At 72.1% G+C, this 17520-nt stretch carries 23 protein-coding genes and 1 pseudogene; 16 read left to right on the top strand and 8 right to left on the bottom strand.

What is annotated here, in order from left to right:
* From ACZ4Z3_RS38930 to ACZ4Z3_RS38905, 6 genes are all read left to right on the top strand, one after another.
* The coding region (locus ACZ4Z3_RS38930) for an AbfB domain-containing protein (RefSeq protein WP_468505480.1) at positions 1–325 on the top strand (325 nt) is incomplete at its 5' end.
* Positions 326–457: 132 nt separating this feature from the next.
* The gene (locus ACZ4Z3_RS38925; protein WP_468505479.1) at positions 458–1099 is read left to right on the top strand and encodes an HD domain-containing protein; all 642 of its coding nucleotides are present in this window, start codon (positions 458–460) and stop codon (positions 1097–1099) included.
* A 63-nt stretch (positions 1100–1162) separates the two neighbouring features.
* Complete coding sequence (locus tag ACZ4Z3_RS38920) at positions 1163–2428, top strand: Cmx/CmrA family chloramphenicol efflux MFS transporter (RefSeq protein WP_468505478.1); 1266 nt, start codon at positions 1163–1165, stop codon at positions 2426–2428.
* A 9-nt stretch (positions 2429–2437) separates the two neighbouring features.
* Positions 2438–2833 carry a winged helix-turn-helix transcriptional regulator gene (locus tag ACZ4Z3_RS38915; protein WP_468505477.1) on the top strand — a complete coding sequence of 132 codons (396 nt, stop codon included), beginning with the start codon at positions 2438–2440 and terminating at the stop codon, positions 2831–2833.
* Positions 2834–2983: 150 nt separating this feature from the next.
* Positions 2984–4081, top strand: coding sequence for a GNAT family N-acetyltransferase (locus tag ACZ4Z3_RS38910; protein WP_468505483.1), 1098 nt, complete (start codon positions 2984–2986; stop codon positions 4079–4081).
* Between the two features lie 193 nt (positions 4082–4274).
* Positions 4275–5081, top strand: coding sequence for a hypothetical protein (locus tag ACZ4Z3_RS38905; RefSeq protein ID WP_468505476.1), 807 nt, complete (start codon positions 4275–4277; stop codon positions 5079–5081).
* A 36-nt stretch (positions 5082–5117) separates the two neighbouring features.
* On the opposite strand, the gene ACZ4Z3_RS38900 is transcribed toward ACZ4Z3_RS38905, so the two are convergent.
* Positions 5118–5390 (bottom strand): DUF4031 domain-containing protein, encoded by a 273-nt coding sequence (locus tag ACZ4Z3_RS38900; protein WP_055514786.1) that lies wholly within the window; start codon positions 5388–5390, stop codon positions 5118–5120.
* Positions 5387–5782 carry a hypothetical protein gene (locus ACZ4Z3_RS38895; RefSeq protein WP_468505475.1) on the bottom strand — a complete coding sequence of 132 codons (396 nt, stop codon included), beginning with the start codon at positions 5780–5782 and terminating at the stop codon, positions 5387–5389. The genes ACZ4Z3_RS38900 and ACZ4Z3_RS38895 overlap by 4 nt, the downstream gene beginning before the upstream one ends.
* Before the next feature lie 68 nt (positions 5783–5850).
* Between ACZ4Z3_RS38895 and ACZ4Z3_RS38890 the strand changes: the two genes are divergently transcribed.
* The 5 genes from ACZ4Z3_RS38890 to ACZ4Z3_RS38870 all read left to right on the top strand — a co-directional run bounded on the left by ACZ4Z3_RS38890 (position 5851) and on the right by ACZ4Z3_RS38870 (position 10447).
* Positions 5851–6981, top strand: a complete 1131-nt coding sequence (locus ACZ4Z3_RS38890; RefSeq protein WP_468505482.1) for a MurR/RpiR family transcriptional regulator — start codon at positions 5851–5853, stop codon at positions 6979–6981.
* An 84-nt stretch (positions 6982–7065) separates the two neighbouring features.
* Positions 7066–8037 carry an N-acetylmuramic acid 6-phosphate etherase gene (gene murQ, locus ACZ4Z3_RS38885; RefSeq protein WP_468505474.1) on the top strand — a complete coding sequence of 324 codons (972 nt, stop codon included), beginning with the start codon at positions 7066–7068 and terminating at the stop codon, positions 8035–8037.
* A 66-nt stretch (positions 8038–8103) separates the two neighbouring features.
* Positions 8104–8988, top strand: a complete 885-nt coding sequence (locus ACZ4Z3_RS38880) for a DNA-processing protein DprA (RefSeq protein WP_468505473.1) — start codon at positions 8104–8106, stop codon at positions 8986–8988.
* Positions 8989–9001: 13 nt separating this feature from the next.
* Complete coding sequence (locus tag ACZ4Z3_RS38875) at positions 9002–9751, top strand: hypothetical protein (protein ID WP_468505472.1); 750 nt, start codon at positions 9002–9004, stop codon at positions 9749–9751.
* 117 nt (positions 9752–9868) lie between these two features.
* A complete protein-coding gene (locus ACZ4Z3_RS38870; protein ID WP_468505471.1) occupies positions 9869–10447 on the top strand; it encodes a hypothetical protein in 579 nt (192 codons plus the stop codon).
* A gap of 52 nt (positions 10448–10499) precedes the next feature.
* On the opposite strand, the gene ACZ4Z3_RS38865 is transcribed toward ACZ4Z3_RS38870, so the two are convergent.
* On the bottom strand, positions 10500–10904 hold the full coding sequence (locus ACZ4Z3_RS38865) for a hypothetical protein (RefSeq protein WP_468505470.1): 405 nt from the start codon (positions 10902–10904) through the stop codon (positions 10500–10502).
* A gap of 33 nt (positions 10905–10937) precedes the next feature.
* Here ACZ4Z3_RS38865 and ACZ4Z3_RS38860 point away from each other — a divergent pair.
* Positions 10938–11303 (top strand): annotated as a pseudogene (locus ACZ4Z3_RS38860) (SbtR family transcriptional regulator); the annotation flags it as partial.
* 23 nt (positions 11304–11326) lie between these two features.
* Here the strand turns inward: ACZ4Z3_RS38860 and ACZ4Z3_RS38855 are convergent.
* The 3 genes from ACZ4Z3_RS38855 to ACZ4Z3_RS38845 form a co-directional block, all read right to left on the bottom strand.
* A complete protein-coding gene (locus tag ACZ4Z3_RS38855) occupies positions 11327–12004 on the bottom strand; it encodes a SecDF P1 head subdomain-containing protein (RefSeq protein ID WP_468505469.1) in 678 nt (225 codons plus the stop codon).
* A gap of 271 nt (positions 12005–12275) precedes the next feature.
* A complete protein-coding gene (locus ACZ4Z3_RS38850; RefSeq protein ID WP_468505468.1) occupies positions 12276–12488 on the bottom strand; it encodes a hypothetical protein in 213 nt (70 codons plus the stop codon).
* A complete protein-coding gene (locus ACZ4Z3_RS38845; RefSeq protein ID WP_468505467.1) occupies positions 12485–12733 on the bottom strand; it encodes a hypothetical protein in 249 nt (82 codons plus the stop codon). Before ACZ4Z3_RS38845 ends, ACZ4Z3_RS38850 begins: the two co-directional genes overlap by 4 nt.
* A gap of 114 nt (positions 12734–12847) precedes the next feature.
* Here ACZ4Z3_RS38845 and ACZ4Z3_RS38840 point away from each other — a divergent pair, with 114 nt between their 5' ends.
* Positions 12848–13687 (top strand): helix-turn-helix domain-containing protein, encoded by an 840-nt coding sequence (locus ACZ4Z3_RS38840; RefSeq protein WP_468505466.1) that lies wholly within the window; start codon positions 12848–12850, stop codon positions 13685–13687.
* Positions 13671–13877: a DUF397 domain-containing protein gene (locus tag ACZ4Z3_RS38835; protein ID WP_468505465.1), complete on the top strand. Its 207-nt coding sequence runs from the start codon at positions 13671–13673 to the stop codon at positions 13875–13877. The genes ACZ4Z3_RS38840 and ACZ4Z3_RS38835 overlap by 17 nt, the downstream gene beginning before the upstream one ends.
* Here the strand turns inward: ACZ4Z3_RS38835 and ACZ4Z3_RS38830 are convergent.
* A complete protein-coding gene (locus ACZ4Z3_RS38830) occupies positions 13874–14728 on the bottom strand; it encodes an LLM class flavin-dependent oxidoreductase (protein WP_468505481.1) in 855 nt (284 codons plus the stop codon). The genes ACZ4Z3_RS38835 and ACZ4Z3_RS38830 overlap by 4 nt on opposite strands.
* 520 nt (positions 14729–15248) lie before the next feature.
* Here ACZ4Z3_RS38830 and ACZ4Z3_RS38825 point away from each other — a divergent pair.
* Positions 15249–16100, top strand: coding sequence for a hypothetical protein (locus tag ACZ4Z3_RS38825; RefSeq protein ID WP_468505464.1), 852 nt, complete (start codon positions 15249–15251; stop codon positions 16098–16100).
* Positions 16101–16159: 59 nt separating this feature from the next.
* The gene (locus ACZ4Z3_RS38820; protein WP_468505463.1) at positions 16160–16828 is read left to right on the top strand and encodes a Uma2 family endonuclease; all 669 of its coding nucleotides are present in this window, start codon (positions 16160–16162) and stop codon (positions 16826–16828) included.
* A 22-nt stretch (positions 16829–16850) separates the two neighbouring features.
* On the opposite strand, the gene ACZ4Z3_RS38815 is transcribed toward ACZ4Z3_RS38820, so the two are convergent.
* Positions 16851–17483 (bottom strand): superoxide dismutase family protein, encoded by a 633-nt coding sequence (locus tag ACZ4Z3_RS38815; RefSeq protein WP_468505462.1) that lies wholly within the window; start codon positions 17481–17483, stop codon positions 16851–16853.
* Between the last annotated feature and the right edge of the window lie 37 nt (positions 17484–17520).

The following is a 17520-nucleotide window of genomic DNA, read 5'->3' as shown; positions in this document are numbered from 1 at the left end:
CGTAGCCCCCCTCGCCGACTCGCAGTTCCGCGTCGTCACCGGCCTCACCGGCACCGGCACCGTCTCCCTGGAATCGGCGAACTTCCCCGGCTACTTCCTGCGCCACAAGAACAACGAGGTGTGGGTGGAGAAGAACGACGGAACGGCGCTGTTCGCCGGTGACGCCTCCTTCACCGCCCGGGCCGGCCTCGCGGACTCCGCCGGCGTCTCCTATGAGTCGTACAACCTTCCCGGCCGCTACATACGCCACTACAACTACCTGTTGTACGTCCAGGCTGTGAGCACGACGACCGCTCAGGCAGACGCCACCTTCTACACCCAGTAGGCCCCTGCACGGTCGGCCTCACCTCAGGTAGCTCCGACGCCCGCACGGGCTGGGGAGCTGTCCCCGGTGAGGCCGGCCGAGTTCGTCCTCACCGGGGCCGACACCGGCGACTCCGCCAGGCAGAATGCCCCCATGTCCCTCGACCCGCTGGAAGCCCGTTGGCTCCAGGCCCTGCTCCCGGCCCGTGACGGTGCCGGCCACCCGGACCCGCTGCCCTACGCGGCGAACCTGATCAAGCGGTGGTCCGAGCCCCAGCGGAAGTACCACACCCTCGATCACCTCACGGCGGTGCTGGACCGCGTCGACGTACTGGAGGAGTACGCGGCGGACCCGGCCCTCGTGCGGCTGGCCGCGTGGTTCCACGACGCGGTGTACCTGCCGGAGCGGTCGACGAACGAGGAGCGGTCCGCGCGGCTCGCCGAGCGGGCGCTGCCCGAGGCCGGGGTGCCGGCGGAGAAGGTCGCGGAGGTGGCCCGGCTGGTGCGGCTCACCGTCACCCACGACCCGGCGGACGACGACCCCGACGGCCAGGTCCTCTGCGACGCCGACCTCGCGATCCTCGCCTCGCCCCCGGACGCGTACGCCGCGTACGCCGCCGCCGTCCGCGAGGAGTACGGCTTCGTCCCCGACGACGCCTTCCGCGAGGGCCGAGCGGCCGTACTCCGTCACCTCCTCACCCTGCCTCGCCTCTTCCGGACGCCCCACGGACAGCGGGAGTGGGAGGAAGGGGCCCGCGCGAACCTGCTGGGGGAACTGACCAAGCTGACGGGCTGACGGACTGACGGACTGACCGGGACAGGGGGAATGCCACCGCCACGCCTCCGGTTGCCCCTGTATATGTCCTCCGACGCCGCAGACCGCTCCCGCCACCGTCCCGCCACCCAGCCCGGTAACCGCGTCCCCCTCTCCGTCTACGTCCTCGGGCTCGCCGTCTTCGCGCTCGGTACGAGTGAGTTCATGCTGTCGGGGCTGTTGCCGCCGATCGCCGAGGACATGGACGTGTCGATCCCGCGGGCCGGGCTCCTCATCTCCGCGTTCGCGATCGGCATGGTCGTCGGGGCGCCGCTGCTGGCCGTGGCGACGCTGCGGCTGCCGCGCCGGACGACCCTCGTCACGCTGATCACAGTCTTCGGTGTGGGGCAGGTCGCGGGCGCGCTCGCCCCGAACTACGCCGTGCTGTTCGCCTCGCGCGTGGTGAGCGCGCTCGCGTGCGCCGGGTTCTGGGCGGTGGGGGCGGCCGTCGCCGTCGCCATGGTGCCCGTCACCGCGCGGGCCCGTGCCCTCGCGATCATGATCGGCGGGTTGTCGATCGCCAACGTGCTGGGCGTTCCGGCGGGCGCGTTCCTCGGGGAGCACTTCGGGTGGCGGTCGGCGTTCTGGGCGGTCGCCGTGGCGTCGGCGACAGCCCTGGCCGGGGTCGCCGCGCTCGTCCCGGCCATCCCGCTGCCCGCCGAGCGGCCCCGACTCGGCGCCGAGGCCCGCGTCTACCGCGAGCCACAGGTCTGGCTCTCCGTCGCCGTCGTGGCGCTCGCCGCCGGCGGTGTGTTCTGCGCGTTCAGCTACCTCGCGCCGCTGCTCACGGATGTCGCCGGACTCGACGCCGGATGGGTGCCGACGGTCCTCGCGCTGTTCGGGGTCGGGGCGCTGATCGGTACGGCGGTCGGCGGGCGGATCGCCGACGCGCACCTCTTCGGGGTGCTGCTCACCGGCATCGCCGCCTCCACCGTCCTCCTCGTCGCGCTGGCGCTGCTCGCCTCGTACGCCGTCGCCGCCGTCCTGCTCTCCTTCCTCCTCGGCGTCTCCTGCTTCTACACGGCGCCCGCGCTCAACGCCCGGATGTTCAACGTCGCCGGGGCGGCCCCCACCCTCGCCGGTGCCACCACGACCGCCGCGTTCAACCTCGGCAACACCGGCGGGCCCTGGCTGGGCGGCGCGGTCATCGACGCGGGGTTCGGGTTCACGTCGACGGCCTGGGCGGGCGGCGCGCTCACGGCGACCGCCCTCGGCGTCACGGCGGTGTCGCTGCGGATGCACCGGCGTACGGGGCCGTCACGGATCGTGGAAATGGGCACTAACTCGGCGAAAGTGCCGACCTCGAAGTAGGGTGCGGGCATGGCAGTGAGTGAGGTCAGCCTCGTCGAACGGGCCCGCGCGACGGCCGACGGCGCCGCGATGTGCCCGGAGCGCGTCGCCCTGGAGCACATCACCAGCCGCTGGGGCACCCTCGTCCTGATCGCCCTGCTCGACCGTTCCTACCGCTTCGGGGAACTGCGCCGGGAGATCGGCAGGGTCAGCGAGAAGATGCTCACGCAGACCCTCCAGACGCTGGAGCGCGACGGCATCGTCCACCGCGACGCCAAGCCCGTCATCCCGCCCCACGTCGACTACTCCCTCACCCCGCTCGGCCGCGAGGCCGCCGAACAGGTCCGTGCCCTCGCCACCTGGACCGCCGAGCGCATGACCGCGATCGAGAAGGCCCGCGAGGAGTACGACGCGGCGAAGGGCTGAGCGGCCACGGCCGCCGTACGTTCGGCGCCGCCGCCCCGTCCCACCCCTGCCACCAGTCACGCCGCGCCGCCGACCCCGACGCGCCCGCCTGGGACGTAAATCCGTTCGTCCTCCCGCGCCGCCCCCGCCTATCCTCACGCCATGCGACCTATGGGTGGGGAACAGGTACTGGAAGCCGTCGGGCACGGCGTGGCCGTGCTGCGGGGGGCCGTCGACCGGGACTGGGTGGGGACCAAGGCGGGGCGGCTCGACTGGAACTGCCGGAAGACCGCCGACCACATCTCCTCGGACCTGATCGCGTACGCGGGCCAGCTGGCGGGGCGGGCCCAGAGCGCGTACGTACCGTTCCGGATCGACACCACGGAGTGCGAGGACAACGCCGACCTGCTGCACGTCATCGAGACGACCGGCGCCCTCCTCGCCGCCACCGTGGACACCACCCCCGGTGACGTACGCGCCTTCCACCCCTACCCCTTCCGCTTCGCCGACCGCGAGGGCTTCGCGGCGATGGGCGTCACCGAGGTGCTCCTCCACACCCACGACATCGTCGAGGGCCTCGGACTCACCCCGTACGTGGCCCCGAGGGATCTGTGCGAGGCCGTGCTCGCCCGGCTGTTCCCGCACGTCAGGCCGGGTGACGACCCCTGGGCGACCCTGCTGTGGGCCACCGGCCGCGCCGACCTGCCGGACCGCGCCCCGGTCACCTCGTGGAAGTGGAGCAACCCGCTGCACATCGACGCCGACCGCATCGTCCTCAAGGGCGTCCACCCGGCCGCCGCCGCCGACCTCGCCGAGGGCGGCACCGGCGGCTTCGACTGGATCGCCGGCGGCCCCGTGGAGGGCACGCGGGTCGGCGCCGGCCTGGTGTTCCAGGCGTACGAGGCCGGGGTGCACCGGCCCGAGTGGGGCATGTACGTCCTCGTCCGCAAGGAGGACGGCCTCGCCCTCGGCGCGCTCGGCTACCACGGCGCCCCCGACGAGGAGGGCCGCGTCGAGATCGGCTACGACCTGGTCGAGGGCGCGCGCAGGCGAGGCTACGCCACGGAGGCGCTGCGCGCGCTGGCCGACTGGGCGCGCGAGCGGGCGCGCGAACAGGGCGACGTCCGGTCCCTCTTCGCCGTCGTCGACAAGGTCAACACCCCCTCCCAGGGGGTGGTCACGCGCGCCGGGTTCGAGCAGGTGAGCGACGACTGGGGCGACGGGGAGGACGGCGAGCAGTTCGCGTACGAACTCCGTCTGCGCGCCTGACGTACGCCGGGCCCAACCGTTCCGGTCTCCTCCCCCTTTCCCCTGCCCCGGCCCCCGCACGGTCCGATAATTCGGTGACGTGCGGGAACGTACGGGCGCTCAGGGGCGCGTACGAATGCGTACACACGCGCCCGCGTGTGTACGCGCGTACGCGTGTGTGCGGGCACGTACGGGGGAAACGGGGGAGCGCGCGATGAGTCAGAACGGTCCTACGCCCACGCCGCGGCCCCAGCCGCCGGGCTCCCCCCGGCCGGATCCGGGCCCCGACCACCGGAACGCCCGTATCGCGATCATCAGCCTGATCGTCACCAGCATGCTCACCATCATCGGCATCGTGGTGAGCGTGGTGGTGGCCGACAAGGACGGCCCGTCCGACGACGGCCGGGGCGGCGGACCGACCGCACGCCCGTTCCGGGACGACACCGCCACCCCGACCCCGGACGACACGACCCCCGAGCCCGAGAACACCACCCCGAGCCCGTCCCCCACCCCGACCCCGGAGGTCACCACACCCACGCCGGACCCCGACGACAGCGAGGGCGGCGAGGACGACGGACTCACCACCGCCCAGCGGGAGTTGCGGGACTCGCTCAACCCGGCGCAGTGGCGCCGTGAGAGCTGCGAACCGGCCACGGCACCCGGCGCCGAGGCGTCGCTGCGCTGCACGGTGACCACCCAGGACCCCACGTACGGCGCCCTCACCGCCAAGGCGAACATCTCGGTGTACGGCTCCAAGAGCGAGGCCCAGAAGGTGTTCCGCAACTACACGGCGGGCCTGCCCGACGGCAACTGCGACCAGCAGCCGAACGTCCGCGGCGTCTGGTCGGAGAACGGCTCCGACACCCCGGCCGGGGACGCGGCCTGCTACATGAACACCACGTTCCAGTACGTGATCACGTGCACGTACTACGACCGGCCCGCCCTGTTCGCCGTGACGGGCCCCGACTTCTCGGCCCTCAACCGTTGGTGGCACGGCCTGGACCCGATCTTCACGGACTGAAGCCCCTCGCCTCTCACCGATGGGCCCACTCCCCCCTCACCGGCCGACGGGCCGCCCCTTGGGGCGTCGCAGGCCCGCCGCGGTGAGCCGGCGGAGCAGTTCCTTCGAGCCCACCTCCACCGCGCCCGCGGCCACGACGTCCTCGTAGCGGTGGGACGGGATGTCGTAGTGGTCGCGTTCGAAGGCGCGCTCGGGCACGCCGACCCGGCGCGCGAAGTCGTGCAGCTCGTCGAAGGAGACGTCGCTGACCAGGTGCGACCACATGCGGCCGTGCCCCGGCCAGGTGGGCGGGTCGATGTACACGGTCACGAGGGCGACGACCCCCCGGTGGCGGACCCCAGCGCGCCCACCGCCGCGACCCGGACCCCCGCCTTGTGGCACACCCACCGCGGATCGGGGCCCAGCTCCGGCTCGATGTCGAGGGCGTGCGGGTCGCCGCTGCCGCAGACCGGGCAGAGCGGCCAGCGCCCGTACCGTTCCAGCAGGGCGTCCTGGACGTCCTGCGCGACCAGCCCGGCGACGTACGCCGCGCCGTCCGGCCACTGCTCCACCCACCAGCGGCGCTGCACGACCGAGTCCTCGACCAACGAGACGACATCGGCCTCCGCGACCTCCTGGGCGACCAGATCGGCGAGCACGAGCGCACGGGCCGCGTGCAACGCCTGCTCAAGGGGGCTCACGGGATCACTGCCGGGACTCATGCCTCCATTGTGCGCACCCTTGACCGCACACCAGGACGGAAAATATCTTTCATGGTGTGAGCGATGAGGTGAAGGAAATTTTCGCGCGAAGGAAAGGACGGAGACCACCGGAGGCGTCCCCGGCCGAGGGCCGGAAGCCGGCCGCCGCCGAGAGCGGACGTGCGACCGCGGCCGAGGGCGGACATACGGCGGGAGCCGAAGGCCGCGGGGGAAGCGGCGGACGCCCGGCCGAAGGCCGCGGGGGAAGCGGCGGACGCCCGGCCGAAGGCCGCGGCGGCAACGGCGGTGGAGGCCGCCGCGGCAGCGGAGCCGCTCCGCCCGCTCCCGCCGCGCTCGCCGCAAAGGTGCGGATGCTCGCGCCGTCCATGACCCGGTCCATGCAGCGCGTCGCGGAGGCGGTCGCGAGCGACCCGGCCGCGTGCGCGGCGCTCACGGTCACCGGCCTCGCCGAGCTCACCGGCACCAGCGAGGCGACGGTCGTCCGCACGGCCCGACTCCTCGGCTACCCCGGCTACCGCGACCTGCGCCTGGCCCTCGCCGGTCTCGCCGCCCACCAGCAGTCGGGCCGCCCGCCCTCCGTCACGGCCGACATCGCGGTGGACGACCCGCTCCCCGATGTCGTCGCCAAGCTCGCCTACGACGAGCAGCAGACCCTCGCGGACACGGCGGCCGGACTGGACATGGTGCAGCTGGGCGCGGCGGTCCGGGCGCTGGCCGGGGCCCGCCGGACGGACGTGTACGGGGTCGGGGCGTCGGGCCTGGTCGCGCAGGACCTCACGCAGAAGCTGCTGCGCATAGGGCTGATAGCCCAGGCGCACAGCGACCCGCACCTCGCCGTCACCAACGCGGTGCAGCTCCGCTCGAAGGACGTGGCCATCGCGATCACCCACTCCGGTTCGACGGGCGACGTCATCGAACCGCTGCGGGTCGCCTTCGACCACGGCGCGACGACGATCGCGATCACCGGACGGCCCGACGGACCGGTCTCCCAGTACGCCGACCACGTCCTGACGACGTCGACGGCACGGGAGAGCGAGCTGCGGCCGGCGGCGATGTCGTCCCGGACGAGCCAACTGCTGGTGGTGGACTGCCTGTTCATAGGGGTCGCCCAGCGGACGTACGAGTCCGCGGCGCCCGCGCTGTCGGCGTCGTACGAGGCGCTGGCGCACCGCCACAGGAGCGGAGGGCCTTCGCGGTAGGCGAGGACGAGGCACCGCAGTCGTCGCATCCTCCCGCCCCGCCCCCCGGGGACGCCGATCGCACCGTACGAAATGAGTCACCGCATGCCTTCCCTGCCTTCCCTCCCCTACGGCTCCACCCCGAACGACCTCGCCGTACGCGCGGAGCTGGAGTCGCTGACGACCGAGGCGTTCCGCCCCGACCTGGCGGACATCGACCAGCTGCCGACCCTGGACATCGCCAAGCTGATGAACGGCGAGGACGCGACCGTGCCGACGGCGGTGGCCGCACGGTTGCCGCTGATCGCGGCGGCGATCGACGCGATCGCGGAGCGGATGGCGCGCGGCGGCCGTCTCATCTACGCGGGGGCGGGCACGGCCGGACGGCTCGGCGTCCTCGACGCGTCCGAGTGCCCGCCGACCTTCAACACGGCCCCCACCCAGGTGCTGGGCCTGATCGCCGGCGGCAGGGAAGCGGTGATCACGTCGATCGAGGGCGCGGAGGACTCGGCGGAGCTGGCCCGCGCGGACCTCGGCGCGCTGGAGCTGACCCCCGACGACACGGTGGTGGGCGTCTCGGCCTCCGGCCGTACGCCGTACGCGATCGGCGCCGTCGAGTACGCCCGCGGCCGGGGCGCCCTGACGGTGGGCCTCGCCTGCAACGCGTCCAGCGCGCTCGCCGCGGCCGCCGACCACGGCATCGAGGTCGTCGTGGGCCCCGAGCTGGTGACGGGCTCCACCCGCCTGAAGGCGGGCACCGCCCAGAAGCTGGTCCTCAACATGCTGTCGACGATCACGATGATCCGCCTGGGCAAGACCTACGGGAACCTGATGGTCGACGTCCGCGCCACCAACGACAAACTCCGGGCCCGCTCCCACCGCATCGTCGCGCTCGCGACGGGCGCGACGGACGAGGAGATCGACACGGCCCTCACCGCCGCGAACGGCGAGGTCAAAACCGCCATCCTCACCCTCCTCAGCAACACCGACGCCCCCACGGCGACCCACCTCCTCCAACAGAACCAGGGCCACCTCCGAGCGGCCCTGGCAGCGGCGACGACAACGCGGACGAGCTGAGGGGAAGCGCGGCACCGGTCCCTTGGATCTCGTACCGCTCAGGTGGCGCGTTCCTATACTTGCGGCATGGACCAGGAACTGGAGCGAGCCGCGCTCGTCGCGCTGTTGCGGCGCGGGGACCGTTCCTGGGCCGAGCTGACCGACCAGGTCGAGACCGTCGGAAGTGCACGTGACGTGCTGGAGGACGCCCTCGACGCCTCGGGGCAGGGCGCTCTTTTCGCCACCGGCCCCGCAGTCGATCTGGAGTCGATGGCCGCCGAGATCGCCGCCTGGGAGCGGGAGGGCATGCGGCTGGTGACGATTCTGGACGAGGACTACCCGCTGTGCCTGCGGCTGGTCCACCAGCGCCCGCCGTTCCTGTTCCTGCGGGGCACCCTCGTACAGGAGGACCTGAGGGTCGCGGTCGTCGGCACCCGCACTCCCACCCCAGAGGGGATCGCCCACGCCCGCGCTGTCGCCGGCGGCCTCGCCGAGCGCGGTGTGACGGTGGTGAGCGGGCTGGCGGCGGGCATCGACACGGCCGCCCACGGCACGGCCCTCGCCGTGGGCGGACGCACGGTCGCCGTCATCGGCACGGGTCTGCGCCGCTCCTATCCGACGCAGAATGCCCGCCTGCAGGAGGAGATCGCGGAGAAGGGGCTGGTCGTCTCCCAGTTCTGGCCCGACGCGCCGCCGTCGAAGACGTCCTTCCCCATGCGCAACGCCGTGATGAGCGGCTACAGCCTCGCCACCGTGGTGATCGAGGCCGCGTACAGGAGTGGTGCCCGTATGCAGGCCCGCCTCGCGCTGGAACACGGCCGCCGGGTCTTCCTCATGCGCTCCCTCATGATCCACGAGTGGGCACGGGAGTACGCGACCAGGCCCAACACGACCGTCATCGACACAGCGGACGATGTCTTCGACGTCCTCGACTCGCTCGTTCCCACCACGGGCGAGCTCACCTGGACGTAGTCGGCGGCCCCGGGTGGCAACGGTCGTCGGCCTGTCCGACCGCTACGCGAACTTCCTCGTCCATCCCCTGATGTCCGGTCCGGGCGTCTGCCAGACCTGCCGTGGAACGGCGAGACCCGGCTACCCGGTCTGCCTCCCGTGCCGACAGACCGCGAACGCCCTGGGTACGGGCGTCGCCGACGCGGTCGTTCCGGTGAGTCTGGCCCTCAAGGGCGAGCAGTACGCGAACGAGTTATGGCGCTACAAGAACACCACCGGGCCTCAGCAGCAGTACTTCCGCACGGGCCTCGCCGCTGTCCTGTGGCGCTTCCTGGCCCTGCACGAGGCGTGCGTCGCGGCGCACTGCGCCGTTCCCCGTTTCGATGTCGTCACCACAGCGCCCAGCACCAGCGGCCGGGCGACACACCCCCTGCGCACCATGGTCGCCGAGATGGTCGGCGCCACCCGCAACCGCTACCGCGATCTGCTCACCACCACCCCGGAAGCGCCTTCTCTCGGGCGGACTCCGTCCCGCTTGCGCTACGCATCAGCCCCGCTCTGGGGCGAGAACGTCCTGGTCATCGATGACACATGGGCCAGCGGAAACCACGCGCAGTCCGCTGCGGCGGCCGTCAAGGCGGCCGGAGCCGGCAGCGTGGCGATCGTCGTCCTGGGCCGCCACCTCAACCTCACCTACGGCGACACGGCATCCCTCATCGAGCAGGCCCGCTTACGCACGTTCTCCTGGAAGACCTGCACCCTCCGCCGCTGGCCCCACACCTGACGCCGCCCCCTCAGGGCGGGACGGCGGGGTGGCGGGAGCCGAAAACCTCGTTGTCAGTGCGGTATGGCACCGTGGTGAGGTCAACCCACCGCCGCCCCACAGGAAAGGCCCGAGCCCGTGAACCACGCCCAGCTCACCGCCCTCGGCCGAGCGCTACGCCTCCTCGGGGAACACGGCGACACCCTGACCGCCGACACCCCCGACGCCCGCCTGCACGAGGTGAAGGCGGACCTCAAGCGCGCCCTGGAGCTGCTGGACGAGACGGTCACGACGGCCGCCCCCACCACCCGCTGCCCCGAGCACCCGAACGGTCCGGTGGACGAGGAGGCCCCCGACCGCTGCCTCCTCTGCGAGACCCGCCGCCGCACGGCCCGCCGCACCGAGCTGAACGACAGCTACGGCCCGCCCCGCCCCACCGCCCCCACACCCCAGGCCCCCTCCCGCTACGGCGTACGGGACGACCGCCCCCAGCCCCAGCAGCGCTGGCTCCCGGAGGCGTGGAACGGCCAGGTGTGGCAGCTGTGCGGCACACCCCGCCGCGACCGCCGCGAGGCCGAGCTGTACCTCACCGCCCAGCGCCGGGGCCCGCGCCCCGCCATCGCGTACCGCCTGGTCCACGAGTTCACCGATTACGACGTCCTGCGCATCTGGGGCGAGCCGGTCCGCCGGGACATCGAGCCGATGGGGAACCTCTGAGGTCGTGACGTCGCGGGGTCCTGACGTCGTGAGGTCCTGACGTCGTGAATCGTCAGGCGAGCACGCGGTCGGCGGTGAGCTTGCGCGGCGTGTCCGCGAGGAGCGCGCGCAGCCGTGCCGCGGGCAGCGGGGTGCCGGGGTCGTCGACGGCAGGCGCCTCGAGCGGGGCGCCGGCGCGGATGGCCTCGGCCAGCCGCGCCCAGGCGGCCCTCGTGGCGTCGGGGTCGGTGAAGTAGGGCAGCGCGTAGGCGTCCGTCTCCGGCTCGAACCGCCAGCTGTCGGCCAGCATCCCCACGTCGACGGTGTCGAACCCGAGCCGACTGATCAGCTCGGCCGCGCTGGCCCTGGCCTCCGGGTCGTCACCCGCTATGGGCAGGGCGGTGCGGTCGGCGGCGCCGACGGGGCGGGCGTCACCGTCCTCGGACAGCAGTTCGACGCATGGCTCAGCGACGCCCACGAGCGGGCGTCCGCCACCGACGACCCCTGGCAGGCCCTGGCAGGGTTCTTCGAGCAGATACTCACCACGCAGTCCCGCAACCGCGCGGTCGTCGAGAGCTACACCGCCACCGGCGGCCCCACCAGCTCATGCGCCCAGCGCTGCTACTCCTTCATCGACGAGCTGCGCACGCGCTGCATGGACGCCGGCCTCCTGCGCCCCGACGTCACCACAGCCGACCTGGTCCTGCTCAGCAGCTCCCTCAGCCAGGCCGTCCTCACCACCGGCGACACCCACTCCGGCCAGTGGCGCCGCCTCCTGCGCATCTCCCTCGACGGCCTCAGCAGCCGCAACACGGAGCCGCTTCCCGAGCCGGAGCCCGAGTCCGACCCCGCAGCGGACGCCCCAGCGATCCCTTGACCGCCCCTGCCCCACGACAGGCCCTAGTCCACGCGCAGCTTCGTCACGCTCGACACCGACAGGTGGACCGGCAGGGCACCCGTGTTCAGCTGGGCGGCCAGTTGCCGGGCCTTCTGCTTGGTGAAGCTGCCGGAGATCTGGGCCTCGCCGCCGGTGATCGGGCCGTTCACGCTAGGCGCGGACAGCACCACACCGTCGAGAACGATGGCGAACTGGTTCTGGGGCGAGGGCTGCTGAGACAACTGGCTCGTCACGTCGGCGAACTTCTTCGCCCCCGCCGAGGTGAAGTCCATCTTCACCTGCCAGCCGGCGCCGTACTCCGCGTCATAGACCGCCTCCGCCTCGGACACGTCCGTACCGGCCACGGCGGCCGGACCGAGCTGGTACGTGGAGACGGTGCCCTGGTCCTCCCCGCACGCGGTGAGCGGCTCCGACGGGGACCCCTCCACCGCGTCCGGGCACTTCTCCACACCCGGCTCGGCGGACGTGCTCAACACCGGCCGGAAGGCCAGTTCCGCCGGCTGCCCAAGCGCCTCCAACGCCTCCTGCCGTGCGGCCGGACCGGACACCGTGATCTGGCTCTTGTCCTCGACGGTCACCTTCACGCCACCCAGCCCGGCCTTCGCCGCCCGGTCCCGGATCAGCTCGGCGGTCCGCTCCAACGTCTGCGGGCTCACGGGTTCCTGCGGCTTGAACGTCACGTCGGCCCGCCTGCCGCCGGACTCCCCGTCACCCCCGGCCTTCCCGGAGGTCGATGTGGACCCCGACTTCCCCGACTTCCCCGACCGAGGCCGATCCGAGTCACCCGAGTCACCCGACCCACCGCACCCGCACACCAGGGCGACCAGACACGCCACCCCAAGCACCCTGCGCAACGCCATCCCGTCCCCCATCCCCCGATGTTCCATGACCGCCCATCGTGGCACGAAGAACCCGCAACGGGGCACCCTTACGCCAAGTGCCACCAAGCACTCAACACGGCAGCCGCCCCTGCGCGTTGACCTGCCGCACCCGAGCGCGCAGCACGTCGCCCGGCGCCGCCTCCCGCAGCGAGCCGGGAGGGCAGTCCCACTCCCGGCCGCCCCCGACCGGTCTCAGCTGGACGTAGCCGCCCTCCTCACCCATCACCTCGCCGAGCCGCCCGTCCCGTACGTCCACGGCGTACGACCGCCGTCGCCCGGTCACGTCTCCGCCACCTTGCGCAGGACGGCGGCGAGCCGGGCGGCGACGGTCATGTTGCAGCACCCCAGCCGCACGAGGGGGAACGGCTGGTCGCTCGCCCCGGTCACCGGGTCGACGCCCAGCGACGGCAGGATGATCCCGACGGCGCGCAGGGCTTGGTCGAGCTGTTCGACGGCCTCCTCGGTGGTCAGGGCGAGCAGCCGCTCGGGGCGCCGCCGCGCGTTCGCCGCCGCTGTTCTGTTCTTCACGGCCAGTTCCTCCACGCTGGGTTGCAGATTCACCACACAGCGTGTCCGGGGGGTGTCTAGCCTGGCCAGATACGACGCCCCAACAGGTGGACTGCTGGACAGGGGAGCACGACCATGCCCGGACCGAAGGACCTCGACCCGTCGTCATCACCCCGCGCGCTCCTGGGCGCGGAGCTGCGCCACGCCAGGGAGAAGGCGGGCCTCAGCCAGGAGGACCTGGGCCAACGGCTGTTCGTGAGCGGCTCGTTCGTGGGCCAGCTGGAAGCGGCCACACGAAGGATGAATCCAGAGATCGCCCGCCTCATCGATGTCGCCCTGGACACGGGGGACTTCTTCCTGCGCAACTGCAAGGCCGCCGCCAAGTCCACTTACACGGAGCATTTCGTGGAGGCGGTGGAGGCGGAGTCGTCAGCCACGGAGATCCGGCAGTACGAGCCCCTCCTGATCCCCGGGCTGATCCAGACGCCCGCGTACGCACGAGCCGTGTTCCGCGCCTACCAGCCCACCGCGCCAGAGGAGGTGATCGAGAGGAAGGTGGCCCACCGGATGGAACGCGCCCACATCCTGGAAGGTGCAACAGGTCCGTTGTTTTGGACCGTGATGGATGAGGCGGTAGTGCGTCGAGTGACCGGCGGGCGCGCTGTGATGGCGGAGGCACTGCGGCACATCATCGCCCTGGTTCAGGAGAACCGGATCATCGTGCAGGTGCTGCCGTTCGAAGCCGGAGCCCACGCGTCGATGGAGGGCTCCATCAAGTTGATGGACTTCGCGGACGCCCCCACGCTGCTCTACTTCGAGGGAGTCGGCTCGGGACGGCTGGAGGATGACCCCGCCACCGTCCGGTACCAGCGACGCACCCACGAGTTCCTCGCCGCCGCCGCGCTCTCGCCTGAGAAGTCCCTGGCCATGCTCGAAGCCATGGCTCAGGATTACGAGCATGAGGCACATCCCTGAGCGCGACCTGAGCGCAGCCACCTGGCACAAGTCCAGCTACAGCGAGGGCAGCGGCGGCAACTGTCTCGAAGTAGCCACCATCCCCCTCCCCCTCGTCCCCGTCCGTGACTCAAAGACCCCCCTCGGCCCGGCGCTCGTGTTCCGGGCCGAGGCGTGGTCCCTGTTCGTCGAAGACCTGAAGCGACGCTAGGCGAAGACGACCTCCGCCAGGCGCGTCACCTGGTCGGGGTCGGCCGCCCAGCAGTAGAGGATCACCTCGTCCGCCCCGATCCCGGCGTACCCGGCGACCGCCGCCCGGATCGCGTCCGGTGTGGTGAGGAGCCCCTCCGCCATGTACTCGGCGCGCCCGGTGAACTCGTAGTAGCGCAGCAGGTTCGCGCGGGCGTCGGCCACCACGGACGGCGCCCCCAGCGCGACGCTCGCCTGAGCCACGAGCTTCGGGCGCCCTTCCCGGCCGTACTTCTCCCACGCCGTCTCGACGTCGCGGAACATCCGGTCCATGTACGCCGGGGGCAGCGCCGCCCCGAGGAAGCCGTCGCCCCACCGGGCGACGCGTTCGAGCGCGGCGGGGGCGAAGCCGCCGAAGAGGACCTCGGGGCCGCCGGGAGTGGCGGGCAGGGGCCCGACCGCGCCGACGCCCTCGGCGTACGGTCGGCCGGCCCACGCCCACCTCAACTGCTCCATCTGCTCGTCGAGTCGGCGTCCGCGCCGCCGGATGTCGATGCCCGCGACCCGGCAGTCGTCCTCGCGTCCGCCGATCCCGATGCCGAGCGTGAAGCGCCCGCCGGACATCCGGTCGAGCGTGGCCGTCTGCTTGGCGAGGATCGCGGTGTTGTAGTGCGGGGCGAGGAGCACCTCGGTCTGGACGCGGATGCGGCGCGTCGCCCCGGCGAGGGCGGCCAGGGCGACCAGCGGGTCGGGGTTGTCGTAGACGAGGCGGTCGAGGATTCCGAGCGTCGAGAAGGGCGAGTCGTCGGCGAGCCGGGCCCAGGTCAGCAGACCGGCGGGGTCGTCGACGGGCAGGCCGAGCCCGACGGGCACGGACGCGGACTCGGACGCAGGCGCGGACACGGGTACGGAAACGGGGCTCATGGCAGAGCACTCCTGAACGGTAGAAGGGCAGGGCAAAGTCACTGCCGCCCCTCCATGGCCCGCGCCGTCTCGCGCGGTTGCTCCCGTTCTGCGGCGTACTTCTGGGGAGCGTGTTCGTCAGAGTGCGCCCACCGTACGCGGGAGCCGCCCCACCCGGCGAGCGAATTGACCGCCCGCCGAGCCGCCCCGAGGCTCAAGCCCCGAGCTCCGAGCCTTCTTTTCAGCGAATGGGAGGTGGGCCCCAACCCACCCTCCCACCCGGCATGTTGACGTCCCGCGATCGAGTTGCCACGCACGGTGATCGTGCTGATAGCGTGCGCGCAGACGAAACAGCCCCCGTCAGGTGCTACCAACACCTGCGGGGGCTTGACCTACAAGATCGAAGAGGAAGTTCGATCCCATGGCTGAGGCCAAGCTTAGTAGCGCTCCCCTGCCCGCGCACGCGTCCCCGCTCGGGCCGCCCCACCCCATGGCCAATCCGGGCTACGGCAAGCGCGCCGTCCCCGGCCAACACCCCCGCTCCGCGCACGACTTCACGCACCTCCCGCCCCGCGAAGCCGCGATCGCCGCGTACATCGACCGGCTCCCCGACGGCGCCGACATCTCCGTGAAGACGCTGGCCAAGACGCTCCCGTACGGCCAGTGCGCGCTGCGTACGGCCCTCAACAGGCTTCAAGAGGCTGGTCACTTGCGCCGGGGGCGCGAACATCTGACCGACGAGTCGGGCAGTACCCGCTGGATCACCCGATCGTGGTTCTCCCGAACCGCGCGGGACGACGGCTGGTGGGCGAGCTTCACGCGGGGCGGCGTACCGGAGGCGCAGCCGGAGGACCCCGAGCGTGGCCGCCCGACCCGGTCCCGGGCCCACATCCTGCTCGCGGCCCTCGGCCGTACGACCCCGTCCCTGTCCCTCTCCCAGGCGGACTGCGCGGCGCTGGCCCCGCTCCTCCTCCCTTGGTTCGAGCGCGGCGCCACCGACGAGATGATCCGCCAGGCGCTCACCACAGGCCTCCCCACCCCGGTCCACAGCCCGGCGGCCCTCCTCCGCACCCGCCTCACCAGCAAGCTCCCACCGGAACCGGAGCCGGAGCAGGAACGGGAGCCGAAGCCCGTACGACCACCGCTCCGCATGCTGGAGTGCGCCAGCTGCCGCACCCCGGGCCGCCCCGAGGCCCTGCCGGGCGGCACCTGCGGCGCCTGCCGGGGCGAACGCGCCCCCACGCGCCACAAGGCGCCCCTCTCATCTGCCTCGGTCCACGCACGCGCGGCGGAGATCCGTGCGGCGATGTCCCTGAAGCCACGAGAGAGGACACCCGTATGACCGCTCCTACGGTCCGCCGCCACCATGCCGGGGCACGATGGAGGGGAGGAGGCGACGCCATGACCCCCAGCACCGCCGAACACCCGCAGATGCCCATCGAGGACTTCGAGGAACTCGCCGACGCGGCTCCGCAGCATGTGCGGCTCGAGTTCGTCAACGGACGCGTCCGTACCAGGGAGCCACTCAGCGTCGAGGACTTCGAGGAGCTGGAGCGGCGGGCACCGGAGACCGTTCGGCTTGAGTACATCAACGGAAAACTAGAGGTCAAGGCAGTGCCGGACGGCAAACACCGCTCGATCTACCTGTGGCTGATGCGCCAATTCCTCGCCCATCGCCCTGACCTCGACCTCGCACCCGAGTCCGGCGTCAAGGCCGAGGCGTACCGCAAGGGACGAGCCCGCACTGACGCTGTGCTCGTGCCGGTCGACCACCTCGTCGGACATGGCGAGTGGTCCGACACCGGCGGCATTCTGATGGCCCTGGAGATCACTTCCCGCGACCACGACACCAACAAGCGGGACCGCGTCGAGAAGCCCGTCGGCTACGCGGAGGCCGGGATTCCCGTATACCTCCTCATCGACCGCGACGACAACACCCTCAAGGTCTTCAGCGAGCCTGAGAACGGCCGCTACCAGCGGACCGCCTCCCACCCTTGGGGGGCCACCGTAGAGCTGCCCGCGCCCGTCTCCGTCACCCTCAAGACCGAGAAGCTCAAGGACTACGCCTGACCCGGGCAGCCTCCGGCCTGGCCTACTTGAACGGCACGTTCACGCAGGCCAGCCGGGCACCCGCCGTCCCCGCGTGCCCCGCATGCGTGGACGTGCTCTTCTCGTGCACGACCACCGAACGCGCCCCGCCCGCCCGGAACCGCCAGTCCACCGTGGCGATCGCACGCGCCGAGCCGTTCTTGTTCGTGTTCACGTCCAGCCACACCTCGTTGTCGGGGTTGGCGAACTTCGGGTCGACGGACGGCTGCACCGGGTCGGCCTGATCCTGGTAGTGCGGCCCGGCGTCGGCGGGCAGCTTGCCGCACGGCTTGGTGTGGACGTGGGCGCCGTACGCGCGGTTCGCGACCAGGTCCCTCAGCCGCAGTTCGATGCGCGTACCGCCGTCGCGCCGCAGTTCCTCCTTGACCTGGACGCGGGCGCCGAGCGGCGCGAGCTCGGTGTCGTAGGTGACCGCCGGTGCCACGTCCGCGGTGGCCGCCGGAGCGAGGGCCGACTTCACGACGACCTTGACCACGGGCTGCTTCTTCGAGGTCTCGGCGGTGGTCTCGCTGGCGTTCGCGCCGGCCGCGATGCCGAGGCCGCCGGCGACCGCGCCGACGGCGGCGACGGCCGCGATGAGCCGCTTGCGCTTCAGGGTGAGCTTGTGTCGTGCCATGAGCTTGTCCAGTCCCGTTCGTGGGGGGGGAAGGGGA

The sequence above is a fragment of the Streptomyces sp. NPDC030296 genome (genome assembly GCF_055572815.1).
The sequence above is the reverse complement of the archived record's forward strand: the minus strand, read 5'-3'. Positions and strand labels throughout refer to the sequence as shown.

Coding starts and splice junctions, on each gene's coding strand:
- ACZ4Z3_RS38840 (WP_468505466.1), top strand. CDS start 12,848: ATGCCCGGACCGAAGGACCTCGACCCGTCGTCATCACCCCGCGCGCTC.
- ACZ4Z3_RS38880 (WP_468505473.1), top strand. CDS start 8,104: ATGGACCAGGAACTGGAGCGAGCCGCGCTCGTCGCGCTGTTGCGGCGC.
- murQ (WP_468505474.1), top strand. CDS start 7,066: ATGCCTTCCCTGCCTTCCCTCCCCTACGGCTCCACCCCGAACGACCTC.
- ACZ4Z3_RS38915 (WP_468505477.1), top strand. CDS start 2,438: ATGGCAGTGAGTGAGGTCAGCCTCGTCGAACGGGCCCGCGCGACGGCC.
- ACZ4Z3_RS38895 (WP_468505475.1), bottom strand. CDS start 5,782: ATGAGTCCCGGCAGTGATCCCGTGAGCCCCCTTGAGCAGGCGTTGCAC.
- ACZ4Z3_RS38835 (WP_468505465.1), top strand. CDS start 13,671: ATGAGGCACATCCCTGAGCGCGACCTGAGCGCAGCCACCTGGCACAAG.
- ACZ4Z3_RS38905 (WP_468505476.1), top strand. CDS start 4,275: ATGAGTCAGAACGGTCCTACGCCCACGCCGCGGCCCCAGCCGCCGGGC.
- ACZ4Z3_RS38910 (WP_468505483.1), top strand. CDS start 2,984: ATGGGTGGGGAACAGGTACTGGAAGCCGTCGGGCACGGCGTGGCCGTG.
- ACZ4Z3_RS38920 (WP_468505478.1), top strand. CDS start 1,163: ATGTCCTCCGACGCCGCAGACCGCTCCCGCCACCGTCCCGCCACCCAG.
- ACZ4Z3_RS38820 (WP_468505463.1), top strand. CDS start 16,160: ATGACCCCCAGCACCGCCGAACACCCGCAGATGCCCATCGAGGACTTC.
- ACZ4Z3_RS38815 (WP_468505462.1), bottom strand. CDS start 17,483: ATGGCACGACACAAGCTCACCCTGAAGCGCAAGCGGCTCATCGCGGCC.
- ACZ4Z3_RS38825 (WP_468505464.1), top strand. CDS start 15,249: ATGGCCAATCCGGGCTACGGCAAGCGCGCCGTCCCCGGCCAACACCCC.
- ACZ4Z3_RS38925 (WP_468505479.1), top strand. CDS start 458: ATGTCCCTCGACCCGCTGGAAGCCCGTTGGCTCCAGGCCCTGCTCCCG.